Here is a 15,641-nt window from a genome sequence, read left to right on the forward strand (position 1 = left end):
TCGACTCAGGGTTGATAAGTCTGCACCCCAAGTGGATCTGCTTTTGGCTGACGCGCCAGAATTTGTTGTGGTGACACGTCGCGGCGTAAACCCATTTCTTTTTCAGTGCGAACCACCACACCTTTTAAAGAATTGGTAAATACATCGGTAATTTTTACATCAACAAAACCACCGATCATATCCGGGGTGCCTTCGAAGTTGACGACCCTGTTGTTTTCGGTGCGGCCGGTCAGTTCCATCAAATCTTTTTTCGACGGACCTTCCACCAGAATACGTTGTTCCGTGCCTAACATGCCACGGGCGATCTGCAATGATTGCTGGTTAATGCGATCCTGCAGAATGTATAAACGTTGTTTTTTCTCTTCTTCACTGACGTCGTCCGGTAAATCGGCCGCTGGTGTGCCTGGACGGGCGCTGTAAATAAAGCTGAAGCTCATATCAAAACCGATACTGGCAATTAAGTCCATGGTTTGGGCAAAATCTTCTGCCGTTTCACCAGGGAAACCAATAATAAAGTCGGATGACATGCTTAAATTTGGCCTGATTTTTTTCAAAGCACGAATTTTGGCTTTGTATTCAAGCGCTGTGTGGTTACGTTTCATCAGCGTCAGAATACGGTCAGAACCCGATTGCACCGGCAAATGCAAATGATCAACCAGCTCTGGCACGTCGCGGTACACTTCAATAATATCGTCTGTAAATTCAACAGGATGCGATGTGGTGTAACGAATACGGTCAATGCCGTCAATGGCGGCAACTAAACGTAATAACTCAGAAAAGTGGCAAATTTTACCATCATGGGTTTCACCACGGTAAGCGTTGACGTTCTGACCCAATAAATTCACTTCACGCACACCTTGTTCGGCCAGCTGGGCAATTTCCAGCAGCACGTCATCGAGCGGGCGGCTTACTTCCTCACCACGGGTATAAGGCACCACGCAGAAAGTACAATATTTAGAGCAGCCTTCCATAATGGACACAAAGGCGGTTGGGCCTTCAGCTTTTGGCTCTGGCAGACGGTCGAATTTTTCAATTTCAGGGAAAGATACATCAACAACAGGCGAACGGTCGCCTTTGACTGAGTTGATCATTTCCGGCAGACGGTGCAGCGTTTGTGGCCCAAAAATAATATCAACATAAGGGGCACGCTCACGGATAGATGCACCTTCCTGTGAGGCCACACAACCACCCACACCAATAATTAAATTTGGGTTTTTCTTTTTCAGCGGGCGCCAGCGGCCCAGTTGATGAAACACTTTTTCCTGTGCTTTTTCGCGGATAGAACAAGTGTTCAGCAGAATAACATCGGCTTCTTCCGCCTCTTCAGTCAGCGTATAGCCATGAGTGGCATCCAACAAGTCGGCCATTTTCGATGAATCGTATTCGTTCATCTGGCAGCCCCAGGTTTTAATGTGCAGCTTTTTGCTCATGGTAAATTCTTGCCTGTAAAAGTCGTCAACTACAAAAGGGCAGGCATTTTACCCGAGCCGGCTGCTGAGTGCCAGCATCTGCTGTGTTTAATCACAATGGCAACCACAGGCTTTTTTCTGTTGAACGTCGATTTGCCGCAGCAGGGTTATTTTGTTGCGCTACACTGGAAATGTTGGTTATCTAAACCCGGACTTCAGCGCCGTTTGAACGTCGCCCATCTTCCCAATCCCCGGTCCTGCAGTATGGTGGCTGGGGATTTTTTATCTCTGCAACCTTTTCTTGCCTTCTTAGTTACCTCGTTATTTTTTCTTCATTTTTTCGCTTTTGCAGCCCTGCTGAAGCCGGAATTGAGACAGGCATTTTTAGCAGTTACAAAAATTATTTCAGCTTTTACTAAACCATTTTTGTGCCCGGCACGACTCTGTTTACAACAGCTGTCAGTGAGAAAGACACAAAGGAGTTTAAATGAAAATAGCTGAACCCAGTGGCCAGGATGAGATCCGAAGCCAGCGTAAAAAAATAACACCAGCTCTGGGCTGGAGCCTCGCTGCTGTTGCCTTGCTGCTATTGCTGGGCTGGCAACTAAGCCCGGCGCTGGCCCGCTGGCAGGATTCTGAGATGTCGGTATCTATGGCCAGGGTTCGGCTGGACGCGGTAAAAACCGCAGCTTTTATCCGTGATGTGTCGGTGCAGGGCAAAGTGGTGGCGGCGGTCAGCCCCAAACTTTATGCACCGGCCGATGGCACAGTCAGCTTTTTTGCCGAAGCCGGCACCACGGTTAAAAAAGGTGACGTGATAGCCGCCATTGACAGCCCTGAGCTTGATAGCAAGCTCAAACAAGAGCAGGCCAGTCTGAATAGTCTGGCTACGGGCCTGGAGCGGCAAAAAATTCAGTCGCGCAAACAGCAGTTGCTGGACCAAAAAGCAGTGGATTTAGCCAAAGTGGCGCTCACCACAGCCGAGCGGGAAAAACGCCGTGCTGACCAGGGTTACAGCGTCAAAGCCATTAGTCAGATTGATTATGAAAAAGCCGGCGATGAGTTAAATAACGCCCGGCTGCAGTTTGAGCATGCAGTGCGCGACGCCAGACTGAATAAAGAAAGTCTGGATTTTGAATCCACAGCATTGTCGCAGGAGCTGGAACGCCAGACTTTGTTAGTGGCCAATTTACAGCGTCAGGTGTCGGCTTTGCAGGTACAGTCGCCGGTGGATGGCATTATTGGCAACCTCGCCACCGACAATAAAACCTACTTAAGCAAAAACCAGTTGTTGTTGTCTGTGGTGGATTTAAGCCAGTTTGAAGTGGAAATTGCCATTCCGGAGAGTTATGCCGACGACTTAAGCCTCGGCATGCCGGTGGAAGTGACGCTGGATCAGCAGCTGTATCAGGCGCAGCTGGTCAGTATCTCCCCTGAAATTGTTGATAACCAGGTGACAGGCCGGGTGCGTTTTAAAGACAAAACGCCACCAGGACTTCGGCAAAACCAACGCCTGGCCAGCCGTATTTTACTGGAGCAGCGTGACGCTGTTTTGCAGGTGGCGCGTGGCCAATTTTTAGAAAGTTCCAATGGCCAATTTGCCTATAAGGTGCAAAACGGCGTTGCGGTAAAAACCCCCATTACGCTTGGCGCGCGCAGCCTGGCTGCAGTTGAGGTGCTCAGCGGCCTGAATGAAGGCGATCAAATTATTATTTCCGGCACCGATATGTTCCAGGGCGCCAATCAAGTTCAGCTGAATCAATAACAGGCTCTGGGAGCCCTGAGGTTTATTTATGTTAAAAATGAAACAGTTAGGCAAGGTTTTTCATACAGGTGAAGTGTCCACCCATGCGCTGCGTGAAGTGGATTTACAGGTCAATGAAGGAGATTTTGTCAGTGTGACAGGGCCATCCGGCTCGGGCAAAACCACCTTTTTAAATATTGCCGGTTTGCTGGAAGTGGCAACATCAGGTGAGTTTTTACTCGATGGTGACAATGTAAATTTATTGTCTGACTCAAAGCGCTCTAAAATGCGAAACCAGAAAATTGGTTTTATTTTTCAGGGCTTTAATTTAATTCCTGAGCTGAATTTATTCGACAATGTCGATGTGCCTTTGCGTTATCGCGGTTTTGATGCCAAAGAGCGCAAACGCCGTATTGAGCAGCAGCTGGAGCTGGTGGGACTGGCCTCCAGAATGAAACATTTGCCCAGTCAGTTATCCGGCGGCCAGCAGCAAAGGGTGGCCATCGCCCGTGCCCTTGCCACCAGTCCAAGGTTTTTGCTGGCGGACGAACCCACAGGGAACCTCGACAGCCAGATGGCGCAAAGTGTCATGGCGCTACTCGAAGACATTAACCGCCAGGGCACCACCATTATTATGGTGACGCATGACCATGGCCTGGCGCAGCGGGCCAAACGGCAAATTTTTATTAAAGACGGCCGGGTGTCAGAGCTGACCGCTGTGGAAGGCCTGCACAGTGCCGGTCTGGAAAGGGTGACGCCGTTGCACGCGCACACCGTGACTGATGCTGCCCGTCAGCTTGGAGTCTGATCATGCTGGCTTATTATTTACGTCTTGCGCTGATCAGCATCCGGCAAAGTCCGGGGTTAAGTTTACTGATGGTGTTGGCCATAGGCCTGGGCATTGGCGCTGCCATGACCACTGTTACAGTCAATTATCTGATGTCGGCCAATCCTATTCCGCATAAAAGTGATCAGCTGTTTTATGTGCAACTTGACAGCTGGGACCCACATCAGGCTGCTAATGAAAACGGCGATCCGCCTGATCAGCTAACGTACCGCGATGCCACTGCGCTGTTGGCAGCCAAAAAAGCCTATCGTCAGGTGATCCAGGCACAAATTGGCACTGTGGTAGAGCCTGAAGGCAAAGACAGCCTGCCATTTCAGGTGTCAGGCCGCGCCAATTCGGCGGATTTTTTTGCCATGTTTGATGTGCCTTTTTTATATGGTGGTGCCTGGAGTGAGGCTGCAGATACCGAGCAGCAGCATGTGGTGGTGCTGAGCCAAAGCCTGAATGAACGTTTATTTGGCGGCAAAGATTCGGTTGGGCAAAAAGTAAAAATGGCTGGTGATTATTACCAGGTGGTGGGTGTGATGGCCAACTGGCAACCCAGACCGCGTTTTTATGACGTGACCACTGGTGCTTTTAACGAAGTGGAAGAGCTGTTTGTGCCTTATAGCTTGCTGGCTGAACCAAAGATCAGCCGAAATGGCAACACCAATTGCTGGAAACCCAGTGGTGAAGGTTATCCGGCCTTTTTAAATTCAGAATGTGTCTGGACCCAGATGTGGGTAGAGCTTAGAAACGACAACGAAAAGCAGCAATATCTTGATTTTTTAAATGCTTATGCCAGTGAGCAGAAAAAGCTTGGCCGTTTTTCAAGGCCACTCAATAACAGACTCAGTGATGTGATGCAGTGGCTGGAAAACCAGCAGGTGGTAACCGAGGACGCCAACCTGATGATGGTGATGTCGCTGATGTTTTTATTGGTGTGTTTATTGAACACCATAGGTTTATTGCTGGCCAAGTTTTTAAGTAAAGCGCCCCAAATTGGCTTGCGTCAGGCGCTTGGTGCCAGCCGGCAGCATTTGTTTGCCCAGTATCTGACCGAAGCCGGCTGCATTGGTCTGGCCGGTGGTTTGCTTGGCTTGCTGCTGGCCTGGCTTGGCTTGCAGGGGGTGACTTTGTTGTATGGCGATAACATGAAAGGTCTGGCAGAGCTGGACTGGGTGATGGTGCTGCTTGCGATGGGGCTGGCGCTGCTGTCGAGTTTAGTGGCTGGTTTGTATCCCACCTGGCGTGCCTGCACAGTGCAGCCGTCGCAGCAGTTAAAAAGCCAATAAGGAGGCTGTGATGTTTGAACTTGGACCCATTTTTCGGGCGCTGTTACGGCAAAAAGTAGGCGCAGTGCTAATCGCACTACAAATAGCGTTAACGCTGAGCATTATGGTAAACGCCATTTTTATGATGCAAAACCGCAGCACGCTGATGGCGCGCCCAAGCGGTCTGGATGAAGCCAATTTGTTTTATTTAAGCAATACCGTTTTTGCGCAAAACTATCCGCATCAGGCGGCGCTGCAAGATGACTTGCGGCTCATCCGCTCTATCCCGGGGGTGCTGGATGCAACTCAGATCAATGCCATACCGCTCAGTGGCGGTGGCTGGTCGATGAGCCTGCAGAAAAAGGCCGGTGAAGGTGAAGATGGCACCGGCGTGGCGGTTTATATGGTGGATGAGCACGGCATTAATACACTAGGGGTGGAGCTGATTCAGGGTGAAAACTTCCAGAACACCGACATCAGATGGCGTGCAGCCTCCGCGGTTGACTGGCCGGAACGCACCATTATCAGTCAGGCGATGGCCGAAGCTTTATTCCCCGGCAACTGGCAATCGGCGCTTGGCCAGACTGTCTATATCAATAACAATGAGCCGATGCAAATTACCGGCATTATCAAAACCTTACAGGCACCTTGGAACGGTTGGGATGGAGTTGAACGCAGTATGCTGGTGCCTTATCAGCTGGAAGGGCGCAACAGCAGATATATGATCCGCACCGAGCCTGGCCGGCGTGATGAGCTGATGCCGATAGTGGAAAAAGCGCTGGCGGAATCGGATAAAAACCGCATTATCCGCGGTGTGCAAAGCCTGGAACAAACCCGTGCTGACAGTTACCGCAGCCACAATGCGCTCAACCGCATTCTGCTCTTGGTGATTGTGGTGCTCACGCTGATCACGGCTTTTGGTATTGTGGGTTTGGCCATGTTCAGTATCAACAGACGCAAACGTCAGATTGGTACCCGCCGTGCCCTGGGCGCGACACAGCTGCAGGTGATGCGTTATTTTATGCTGGAAAATTTGTTGATCACCAGCTTAGGTGTGCTGATAGGGGTGGCTGCCGCTATTGGGCTCAATATCTGGCTGGTCAGTCAGTTTGAACTGAAACCACTGGAGCCTGCACTGTTGTTGACCGGCGTGATTGCCCTTTATCTGGTAGGGCAACTGGCGGTGTTATATCCGGCGCGTAAAGCGGCGTCTATTGCGCCAGCCACGGCCACCCGCAGTGTCTGATAGACTGAGTTTGTTTTAGCTTGCGTTCGCCGATACCGGCGACCGCATGTTTTACCTGAATGCTGCTCAATCTGCGACTAAATCAGCCGCTGTCTGGTACTGATATAACCAGCATAAAAAATCACCAGCACGCCGGCAAACCAGCCCATAGTGACAGGCTCCTGCCAGAACATATAACCAAATAAACCAGCAAATACCACGCTGCTGTAGGTCCACATGCCAATATCACTGGCTGGCGCCAGGGCATAAGCTTTGGTCATGGCCATTTGACCGGCTGCGGCCAGCACCCCCATGCCGGCAAAAGCCCACCAGGCAATTTCGGGCAAAGGATGCCAGGCAAAAGGCACCGGAATAAATGAAATAACAGCAGTGAGTAGGGAAAAATAAAACACTATCCGGGCGGCGGGTTCAGTGTCGGACATATAACGGATGGTGGTTTTGGTGATCGCTACCAGCACCGCAGATAACAATCCCAGCATTAAAATCAGTGTATTACCGGCTTCTCCCTGCAGTGGAATGGCCAGAAAAACCCCGACAAAACCTAAGGCTATCGCAAAGAGTGTTAAGCGGCTAGGCCGCTCTTTCAGCCAGATGCGGGCTATTAATGGCACCACAAAAGGCGACAATAACAACACCAGCATGGCCTGCGCCAAAGGCAGCTGGCTGATCACATAAAAAAAAGAATACATGGAAATAATGCCGGTGGTGGCGCGGCTGGCGTGCAAATACCAGCGTTTGGTGTACAGAATTTGACGACCCTGACTGACAATCCAGGGCAACATCACCAACAGCGCAAAAAAGTTGCGGAAAAACACCACCTGTGCCTGACTGGCGCTGTCGCTGGTGAGTTTCACCAAAGCGCCAATGCCGGCAAAACAGGCTTCGGCCAGTAATAACAACAAGGCGGCAAGATACAAAGGTTTCAGCGGCACACCCGACTCCGGACTTGGTGGCTGTTGCGGATGCGCGAGTGTAGCAGAAGGCGGCTTTTGTGTCTGAAGTGAAGCTGTAGTCTTTGGTCTAACCGGCATTTATTAGCTTAGTTTTTTGCAAAAACTCAGGTCACTGCGACCAAGTCGGTTCAATCAAAGGGGCAGCGGGGCAGTCAGCAAGCCGGTGTAGCCGCTGATAGGCTAACCCAGCTGATGTTCCAGCTTAAGCCGCTCCAGCAGTTCTGCCGCCGGCATAGGTTTGGCAAATAAATAACCCTGAATAAAATAACACTGGCGCTGGGTAAAAAATGCCAGTTGTTGCTCGGTTTCCACCCCTTCGGCAATACAGTACATACCAAGGCTGTTTGCCATACTGAGCATGGCGTCGATAATGGTTTCGTCGTTGCTGTCGATGCCAATATCTTTGACAAAACTGCGGTCAATTTTAATGGCGTCTATCGGCAGTTCTTTTAAATACTTCAGCGACGAATAACCTGTGCCAAAGTCATCCAGCGCCAGCACTATGCCTTGTTCGCTGAGCGCCAGCATAGTGGCGATGGCAATTTCATGATCCTGCATCAGCGCACTTTCGGTCACTTCAAAACGCAGGCAACGGGCCGGGATCTGGTACTTTTTCAGCAGCAACGACGTTTGCCGGCTTAAATCTTCCTGCGCCAGGTGGTGGGTGGATAAATTCACCGACAGATACACCGGGAAACCGGCCTGGTGCCAGCGCTGTAAATCACTCAGTGCCCGCTCCAGTAAATCCAGTGTCATTGGCACTATTAAACGTAAATCTTCAGCCAGCGGAATAAATTCCGATGGCGGCACCAGACCATTGGCTGATTGCCAGCGCATCAGCACTTCCACCCCAACCATCTGCTGACTGCGGCTGTCGTAGATAGGCTGGTAATAATTAATAAATTCACTTTGTTGATAAGCACTGCGCAACATGGTTTCTTTCGCCAGCTGCATATAGGCTTTTTCGTTCATCTCATTGATAAAAAACTGGAAGTTATTACGGCCGCTGTCTTTGGCGTGATACATGGCCACGTCGGCATGTTTGAGCAGCTCTTTGGCATCACTGGCGTCTTCCGGATAAACCGCAATACCGATGCTTGGCGAAATACTGACGGTATGGGCGCCCAGCTGCATCGGCTCGCCTATGGTTTTAATCATTTTGCGCGCGACATGGCTGATATTGTCATCGTTTTTATAACCTTCCAGCAGCACCACAAATTCATCACCCCCCAGTCGCGCCACTGAGTCGGATTCGCGTAGTGTATCTGTGAGTCTTTTCGCCACTTTTTTCAGCAGCAAGTCGCCGATATCGTGACCCAGGCTGTCGTTAATTTGTTTAAATTTATCCAGGTCAATAAAACACAAAGCCAGCGAGCGGCGCTGCCGTTTGGCCGCTTCAATGCCGTGATAAATGCGGTCCATCAGCAGGGCGCGGTTCGGTAAGCCGGTCAGAATGTCGTAGCTTGCCAGATACCGGAGCTCTTCTTCAGCCTGTTTTTGCGCCGTGATATCGGTAAACACCAACACAAAAAACTCCACCTGCAAATCATCACCCACAGCTGTGATGTTAATCAGGGTAGGGCGCTCTGTGCCGTCCGGGCATAACACTGTTTCTTCACCTTGCCAGTGCTGGTTGACCGTCATGCCGGATAACAACCGGGTGTAAAAACGGCGCCGGTTTAAGCTGATGCCCAAATCATGGGTGCGCGGGTTATGCAGATATTCGTCCATATTGCCAAATACATCGGTAAAAGACTGGTTGGCTGCAATCACCCTTTGTTCTAAATCCAGCAACACCACCCAGTCACGGGTTTGCTGAAAGGCTTCGCCAAAAAGCCGGGCTTTTTCTTTGCTGACCCGGGTTTCGGTAATGTTGCTGTAAGTGCCTATCACCCGTTCGATTTTATTTTGTGCTGATAATTCAGTGACTTTGCCAATATCTCTAAACCATATCCAGCGGCCGGATTTGTGCTGCATCCGGTAGCTATGGTCAAAAATTTTATCCGGTGCGCTGACAAATCTTTGCCAGGCCTGCTGATAAGCTTCACGGTCGTCCGGGTGGATCAACGACAAATGCTGTGGCATCGTCAGCGGATTTAAATCTTCGTTGTAACCGAGCATCTGATGAATACGCTGGGCATAAATACTGTTTTTATGGGCATGCCATTCCCAGGCACCACTATCGACAGCTTCGAGTGCCTGCTTCAGCCGTTGTTCACTGGCCCGCAGTTTTTGGTGGGCATTGGCCAGCAATCGCCGCTGTTTACGTCTGGCCTGCCACCACAGCAGCAGTAACACCAAAAGCGCCGACGCATAAGCAGTGATGGCAGTTTCAGAGCGCCAGGGCGCTGCAGCTATGGTCAGCGAAATATGAGCCGGGGCACTTTGCATACCGGTCATCGGTGAAATGGCCACCACGCTAAAACGATAATTGCCGGGTTTAAGCTGCGGAAAAACCACTGCCGGCACAGCTTGTTCCGGATACAGTAGTTTTTGCTCGCCATCGAGCCAGAATTTGTAGCTGATTTTGCCACTGTCGCGAAAATTCAGCGCCGAAAACTGCACTTCAATACCCAATGCATCATGGTCAAAATGAAAAGTCTGGCCGCTTAAATCACCGAGGCTGTTGTTGATCTGATGATTCATCGCCTGAATGGAGGTGATGACCACTTCCGGTGGCATCGGCGCTTCCATCAGCCGGCGTGGGTCAAATAAGGTAATACCGCGACTGGTGCCATAAACCAGGTCGCCGTTTTTCAGTCGGGTGCTGGCGGCAAATACAAAAGCGTGACTGGCTAAACCGTCTTTTTTACTGAAATGTTCCATCCGCAAGGTTTTGGTATCGAGTCTGGATAAGCCATAACTACCGGCAAACCACAGATTGCCGGCTTCATCCAGTTCGTTGGAATACACAGTGTTGCTCAGCAGCTGATTATCGGCATGAAAATGATGTTTCAGTGTCAGGCTACCAAGGTCAAAACCCAATAAACCTATGCCCTGAAAGGTCACCCACAACACATTCTGCGGATCAACACTAAATTTGTCGGCAAAACGGTCACGGCCTGGCTGGTAATCATTAGCCTGATAGATTTTTTGCAGTTTGGCGTCGTGTTGGCTGTAGAGCCACAGCTGATCGGCGGCACTGAGCAGAATTTTATCGCTCTGGCCTGGTAATAAGCCTAAAAACCGCCCGGCATAACGCGGCGGAATCTGCTCTTTAATACCCGGCAGTTCCGTCAGCTCACCGGTTTGCGGCTGATAACGGTAATAACCATCTTTGTTATAAAACCAAAAACTGCCATCTTCACCCCGCCAGTGGCCCAGTGAGTTGTTCTGCAATAAAGTTTGTTGTGATTCTTGTTGTAACTTTGGCGGCAAAAATGTGCGTTGTTGTGGGTCATAATAACGCAGGCCGTCGCCGGTTCTAAGCCAGAGTTTGCCATCCGGCTCAGGGTAAATGCGCCTGACCTGCATGGCAAAGTTGGCCGATAACCCATCCGGATAAGGCAGCAGTTGTTGCCTGCCATTTTGCAGGTTTAGCTGATACAAACCCTGTTCATTCGCTATCCACAGCTGCTGCTCCTGGCCTTGAGCCAGCGCAAAAGCACCGCGGATGGCGCTATTGTTGTCCGGTGCTGAAAGGTTTTCTGCTTTGAGTTCAATATTTTTAAAACTGGTGCTGCGCGGGTGCCAGTAAAAGGCGCCATCGTCGCGGCTGGCAAGCCATAAACCGCCGTCGCTGCTGGCCACTAAATCGACAATAGCATCGTTACCAATCTGATGGCTGCTGTCGCGAAAACGCCAGAGCAGGCGTGCGTCGCGGCGGCGTTCATCAAATTCAAACAACCCTTCATTGCTGGCCAGTAACAATCTGTTCTGATGCGCCAGCATGCGCATCACCATCCGATCCGATAACAGGGTTTGAAGGCTGGCGTTGTTGTTGTGAAGTGCCGTCAGCGGCATGGCCAATAAGTTGTTGCTGCTGGCAATGTAAAGTTGCTGCTGATAAGCATAGATATGGCGGATCATGGCGCCCCGGCCATTGGCGTCAGGCAATAATAACGCTTTGCTGGTTAAACTTTGGGTGTCGAGCTGAAACAGCCCTCTGTTGCTGGCGATGAGCAACTGTTGCTGGTGTAACCACAGCTGGCGAATTCTGTTGATGCCTTCGCCACCGGGCATAGTAAATATGCGTTGTAATGTGCCCTTGCCCGGCTGATAACGATACACAGCATCATTGATGGCCAGCAATAACTGTTCGGTCGATTCTTCTACGACATCGCTCAGCACCGGCATTTCCAGCTGCTCCTGAGCGGCTAAATCCAGTTTTAGTTCAATACGCCCGCTGGTTTTATCCAGTAAAAATAAACCAACATCGGCCGAGGCAGCCCAAAGCCGCTCTTTGCTGTCTTCCAGCAGTTGCACAAAATTCAGATCGGTCAGGTTTTGTTGTTCAGACTGCACCAGCACATTGCGGGTGGCATCAAAGCGGTTTAAACCGTTGCTGGTGGCTATCCATAAAAAGCCTTCACGGTCGAGATACAGACGTTGCACTGTGCCACGCGACAAACCCTGATCGACGGTCAGCGGCAATAACAGCGGTTTGACACTTTGTGCATAAAGCGGGGTGCTTAAGAGCCAACAGCAGGCCAGCAGGAGCAAAATACTACGCATCAGAGCTCTGTGACTGAAGAAACATATGAGTATTGTCTGTTGTCGGGATGTCAATAAAATTGAAAATATCGCAATTGACTGGCCAAAGTCCAGAAGATCCCGCTGTTTTTGCGTTATATCACCACTTTTATCGATAAGCTAAAGTGGGGACAAGGCCACCATCAGCAGTAACCAGCCACTGGCAATTAATAACACCACGGCATGCTGAAATTGCCGGCTGATTTGCACAAAACGTTGAATATCATAGGCATTGGGTTCTGCCGGAGGGCCAAATCGAATACGGCGTTGTTTGGTGGCACTGTAATAACGCGGGCCTGCTAAATTGCGCTGTAAAGCAGCGCTGCTGGCGGCCAGTAACCAGCGCTGCGGCAATGCATAATCACCATCTTGAGCCAGCTTGCGGTAATAATGACTGCCGCGCCAGTTTTGTAGCAGTGCCAGCAGCAGCGCGCTCAGCCACTGCGGCAACCAGGCCAGTAAGCCGAATAACCGGCTGACCGGCTGACCAAAGTCAGCAAAATCGGGTTGTTTGGGATTCCAGCATTGTTGTAATTCCAGCAAAAGCCGGTAGCCAAAAGCGGCCAGGCCACCACCGGCTAAAAACCAGAACAACACGCCAAACCATTGTTTGGCCAGGCGCAATGTCAGGCTTTCAATACTGGCTTTACAAAGTCCAACCTGGGATAACTGCTGACTCTGGCGCAGCACCAGAGGTTTGATCAGATCGCGCGCCAGACTGAGTTGTTGTTTTTCAACGGCTGCCGCCACCTGCAATGCCTGCTGTCTGGGTTGTTGCCAGTCAAGACAACAATACAGCAGCAGGGCGTGCCAGAATTCCGGCCACTCTGACAAACTGGCAAAAGCTGCCGCTAAAGCGAGCAGTGGCAAAACCAATACCAGCATGGCCAGTGAACCTGAAATAAAGAGTTGTTGTTTGCCATAACCTGGTTTATTCACCCTGGTGGCAAGACCTATGGCGGCCTGGCGCACCACCTGTAATGGCTGATAACTGGATGGCAGCGGAAAGATGGCACTCAGTGCAATCATCAACAGTGCCAGCAAAGGCTGCTGCAACAACGGCTGTTGCAGCACAGTTAAAAATTCAGGCAGTTGCAGTGCAGGCCAGTCCACAATGCACTCAGATGCTCAGGGCTTGAAGTTTAGGTAATAATGCCATCACCATAGCGCTGCTGTTGCGTGATGCTACTTCCAGATAAGCATCAAAAGAGGTTGGCGATTCTTTGCCGGCGATATCGCTTAAGCTACGGATCACCACAAAAGGGGTGTTCAGCTGAAAACAGGCCTGGGCAATAGCCGCGCCTTCCATTTCTACCGCCAGCATGGCCGGAAAAGTAGCGCGGGTTTTGGCAATCCGCTCAGGATCGCACATAAACACATCACCAGTGGTGATGAGGCCCTTTTTGGTTTTGCAAAAACCAAGAGAAGCAATACATTGTTCTGCGGCGTCAATCAGCGCCGGATGAGCTGTAAAAGCAGCAGGTAAACGTGGCACCTGACCTGGTTCATAACCAAAAGCAGTCACATCCACATCGTGGTGGCGCAGTTCGGTTGAAATCACAATATCACCCACGTTCAGTTCAGGGTCAAAACCACCGGCTGAGCCAGTGTTGATCACTGCGTCCGGCTTAAACTGGCTGATCAGTAAAGTGGTAGCCACAGCTGCCGTAACTTTACCAATGCCCGATTGTACCAGCACCACATCTACGCCATTGAGCTTGCCCTGATGGAAGGCAAAACCGGCAATCTGCACTGTGTTGGCATGGGTCAGTTGTTGTTTAAGCAGGGCGATTTCCTGCTCCATGGCTCCGATAATTCCGACAAGCTGCATAAGGTTCTCACTAAGTAAAAAGCCACATTATACGAACTGTGGCTTTGGCTTGCCGAACTTTTTCAAACCGCTGCAACCTTGATAGTGCCGGCGGCACCTTTGGTCAGTTTGCCTGCCTGGTAGTCGCGAATGGCCTGTTCTATTTCCGCGGCACTGTTCATCACAAAGGGGCCATATTGCACCACAGGCTCGCCTATAGGTTTGGCTGCCAGAACCAGAAGCCGCACCGCAGTTTTGGCCACAAGGTGCAGCGTATCACCTTTACCCAGCACGGCCGCATGATGGGTTTTCACCAGACTGTGGCTGCCATCGGCACTGATATGCACCTCACCTTCAAAAGGATATACCAGCGCATTATGTTCAGACGGCAGCGCTACGTGCAGCTCGCTGCCGGCCGGTAAGCTCAGATCGTAATACTGTGGATCTGTGCTTAAGCCCTGTATCGGCCCTGGCGTTTGCTGGCTTTCAGTACTGATTTTAAGTAGACCGGCAATTACCACGGCAGTGCCGCCATCGGTTAAAGTGCGGCGACCAAGCTGCGCTGGTTTTAAATCGACATAAGCCGGATCTTTCATTTTTTCGGCGGCTGGCAAATTTAACCACAGCTGAAAACCACGCATCAGGCCGGATTCCTGTTGTGGCATTTCCGAGTGAATAATGCCACTGCCGGCGGTCATCCACTGCACACCACCCGACATTAAATGGCCTTCATTGCCCAAATGGTCCTGATGCAACATATGGCCATCCAGCATATAAGTGACAGTTTCAAAACCCCGGTGCGGGTGGGGCGGGAAACCGGCGATATAGTCTGATGCCTGGTCTGAGCCAAAACAGTCCAGCATTAAAAAAGGATCGAGCCGGAGCTGTTGTTGTAAACCCAGGCTGCGGCGGATTTTTACGCCAGCTCCGTCCGACACCATTTGCGCTGGGATCAGCTGTTGAATATGACGTTCGCTCATTTAAGTTACCTGTTGTGTTTAACTTTGCATGAGCTAAGTAAACGCCATTTTAGTTAGATAGAAAAGCGCATATAAACGCGCTTTATGTCCTAAAAATTAGAATTATTAGGCGCTGGTTGTTGCCATTTGCCGCTCATGCTGCAACAGCCAGACTTTGCGGCCTAAACCGCCGGCATAACCGGTCAGGCTGCCGTTGTTACCAATCACTCTGTGGCAAGGCACCACTATCGCCAGTGGATTACGGCCATTGGCCGCACCGACAGCCCGCACTGCTTTGGGATTCTGAATAAAATCAGCAATGGCGCCATAACTGCAGCTTTGGCCATAAGGAATATGCAGCAACGCCTGCCACACTTGCTGCTGAAAGGCTGTGCCTGTAGCTGCAAGTGGCAGACTAAAACAGGTTCTTTGCCCGGCAAAATACTCTTTAAGCTGCTTAAGCGCCTGCTGAAGATGCTGTTGAGCTTGTTCAGTTGGATAAAGAGCCTTTTGTGCCTGTATTGCTAAAGTTTGGCTGGAAGCCTGCGCAGTTAAATTACCGCTTCGCACCGGCGCCAGTGTTGTTGCTTTTACTGCGGCAAGTTCAGCTGTGAGTTCATCGGTAAAAACAATAGCCTTGATACCATGCTCATTGGCTTGGATCTCAAGTTGGCCAATGGGGGTTGCCATAACGGCTGAAAGATTTGTCTGTGCCTGGTTCATCCTGC

At 50.6% G+C, this 15,641-nt stretch carries 12 protein-coding genes; 5 read left to right on the plus strand and 7 right to left on the minus strand.

Annotated features, from left to right (window positions below):
• Positions 1-5: 5 nt before the first annotated feature.
• Positions 6-1,430, minus strand: coding sequence for a tRNA (N6-isopentenyl adenosine(37)-C2)-methylthiotransferase MiaB (miaB, locus tag N3Z11_RS11650; protein WP_260657349.1), 1,425 nt, complete (start codon positions 1,428-1,430; stop codon positions 6-8).
• Between miaB and N3Z11_RS11655 the strand changes: the two genes are divergently transcribed.
• The 5 genes from N3Z11_RS11655 to N3Z11_RS11675 are packed head-to-tail and all read left to right on the plus strand — an operon-like array spanning position 1,413 to position 6,499.
• Positions 1,413-1,910 carry a hypothetical protein gene (locus N3Z11_RS11655; protein ID WP_260657350.1) on the plus strand — a complete coding sequence of 166 codons (498 nt, stop codon included), beginning with the start codon at positions 1,413-1,415 and terminating at the stop codon, positions 1,908-1,910. The two genes, miaB and N3Z11_RS11655, sit on opposite strands and share 18 nt — an antisense overlap.
• The gene (locus tag N3Z11_RS11660) at positions 1,897-3,174 is read left to right on the plus strand and encodes an efflux RND transporter periplasmic adaptor subunit (RefSeq protein WP_260657351.1); all 1,278 of its coding nucleotides are present in this window, start codon (positions 1,897-1,899) and stop codon (positions 3,172-3,174) included. The genes N3Z11_RS11655 and N3Z11_RS11660 overlap by 14 nt, the downstream gene beginning before the upstream one ends.
• Positions 3,175-3,202: 28 nt before the next feature.
• Positions 3,203-3,961 (plus strand): ABC transporter ATP-binding protein, encoded by a 759-nt coding sequence (locus N3Z11_RS11665; protein WP_260657352.1) that lies wholly within the window; start codon positions 3,203-3,205, stop codon positions 3,959-3,961.
• 2 nt (positions 3,962-3,963) lie between these two features.
• Positions 3,964-5,274 (plus strand): ABC transporter permease, encoded by a 1,311-nt coding sequence (locus tag N3Z11_RS11670; RefSeq protein WP_260657353.1) that lies wholly within the window; start codon positions 3,964-3,966, stop codon positions 5,272-5,274.
• 10 nt (positions 5,275-5,284) lie between these two features.
• Positions 5,285-6,499: an ABC transporter permease gene (locus tag N3Z11_RS11675; protein ID WP_260657354.1), complete on the plus strand. Its 1,215-nt coding sequence runs from the start codon at positions 5,285-5,287 to the stop codon at positions 6,497-6,499.
• Positions 6,500-6,576: 77 nt separating this feature from the next.
• Here the strand turns inward: N3Z11_RS11675 and N3Z11_RS11680 are convergent, their stop codons facing one another.
• The 6 genes from N3Z11_RS11680 to N3Z11_RS11705 all read right to left on the minus strand — a co-directional run bounded on the left by N3Z11_RS11680 (position 6,577) and on the right by N3Z11_RS11705 (position 15,636).
• Positions 6,577-7,431 carry a DMT family transporter gene (locus N3Z11_RS11680; protein WP_260657355.1) on the minus strand — a complete coding sequence of 285 codons (855 nt, stop codon included), beginning with the start codon at positions 7,429-7,431 and terminating at the stop codon, positions 6,577-6,579.
• Between the two features lie 201 nt (positions 7,432-7,632).
• The gene (locus N3Z11_RS11685; RefSeq protein WP_260657356.1) at positions 7,633-12,126 is read right to left on the minus strand and encodes an EAL domain-containing protein; all 4,494 of its coding nucleotides are present in this window, start codon (positions 12,124-12,126) and stop codon (positions 7,633-7,635) included.
• 138 nt (positions 12,127-12,264) lie between these two features.
• Entirely contained in the window at positions 12,265-13,257 is a 993-nt protein-coding gene (locus N3Z11_RS11690) for a cobalamin biosynthesis protein (RefSeq protein WP_260657357.1), read from the minus strand.
• Between the two features lie 7 nt (positions 13,258-13,264).
• Positions 13,265-13,975, minus strand: coding sequence for a 5'-methylthioadenosine/S-adenosylhomocysteine nucleosidase (mtnN, locus tag N3Z11_RS11695; protein ID WP_260657358.1), 711 nt, complete (start codon positions 13,973-13,975; stop codon positions 13,265-13,267).
• Positions 13,976-14,037: 62 nt separating this feature from the next.
• Positions 14,038-14,934: a pirin family protein gene (locus N3Z11_RS11700; protein ID WP_260657359.1), complete on the minus strand. Its 897-nt coding sequence runs from the start codon at positions 14,932-14,934 to the stop codon at positions 14,038-14,040.
• A gap of 105 nt (positions 14,935-15,039) precedes the next feature.
• Positions 15,040-15,636 (minus strand): methylated-DNA--[protein]-cysteine S-methyltransferase, encoded by a 597-nt coding sequence (locus tag N3Z11_RS11705; protein ID WP_313771356.1) that lies wholly within the window; start codon positions 15,634-15,636, stop codon positions 15,040-15,042.
• Positions 15,637-15,641: the final 5 nt, after the last annotated feature.

It is taken from the genome of Rheinheimera sp. 4Y26, assembly GCF_025245835.1.
Lineage (GTDB): Bacteria > Pseudomonadota > Gammaproteobacteria > Enterobacterales > Alteromonadaceae > Pararheinheimera.

Excerpts from the sequence above, each read along its gene's own strand:
- miaB (WP_260657349.1), bottom strand. The coding sequence starts at position 1,430 with ATGAGCAAAAAGCTGCACATTAAAACCTGGGGCTGCCAGATGAACGAA.
- N3Z11_RS11660 (WP_260657351.1), top strand. The coding sequence starts at position 1,897 with ATGAAAATAGCTGAACCCAGTGGCCAGGATGAGATCCGAAGCCAGCGT.
- N3Z11_RS11665 (WP_260657352.1), top strand. The coding sequence starts at position 3,203 with ATGTTAAAAATGAAACAGTTAGGCAAGGTTTTTCATACAGGTGAAGTG.
- N3Z11_RS11670 (WP_260657353.1), top strand. The coding sequence starts at position 3,964 with ATGCTGGCTTATTATTTACGTCTTGCGCTGATCAGCATCCGGCAAAGT.
- N3Z11_RS11675 (WP_260657354.1), top strand. The coding sequence starts at position 5,285 with ATGTTTGAACTTGGACCCATTTTTCGGGCGCTGTTACGGCAAAAAGTA.
- N3Z11_RS11685 (WP_260657356.1), bottom strand. The coding sequence starts at position 12,126 with ATGCGTAGTATTTTGCTCCTGCTGGCCTGCTGTTGGCTCTTAAGCACC.
- mtnN (WP_260657358.1), bottom strand. The coding sequence starts at position 13,975 with ATGCAGCTTGTCGGAATTATCGGAGCCATGGAGCAGGAAATCGCCCTG.
- N3Z11_RS11700 (WP_260657359.1), bottom strand. The coding sequence starts at position 14,934 with ATGAGCGAACGTCATATTCAACAGCTGATCCCAGCGCAAATGGTGTCG.
- N3Z11_RS11705 (WP_313771356.1), bottom strand. The coding sequence starts at position 15,636 with ATGAACCAGGCACAGACAAATCTTTCAGCCGTTATGGCAACCCCCATT.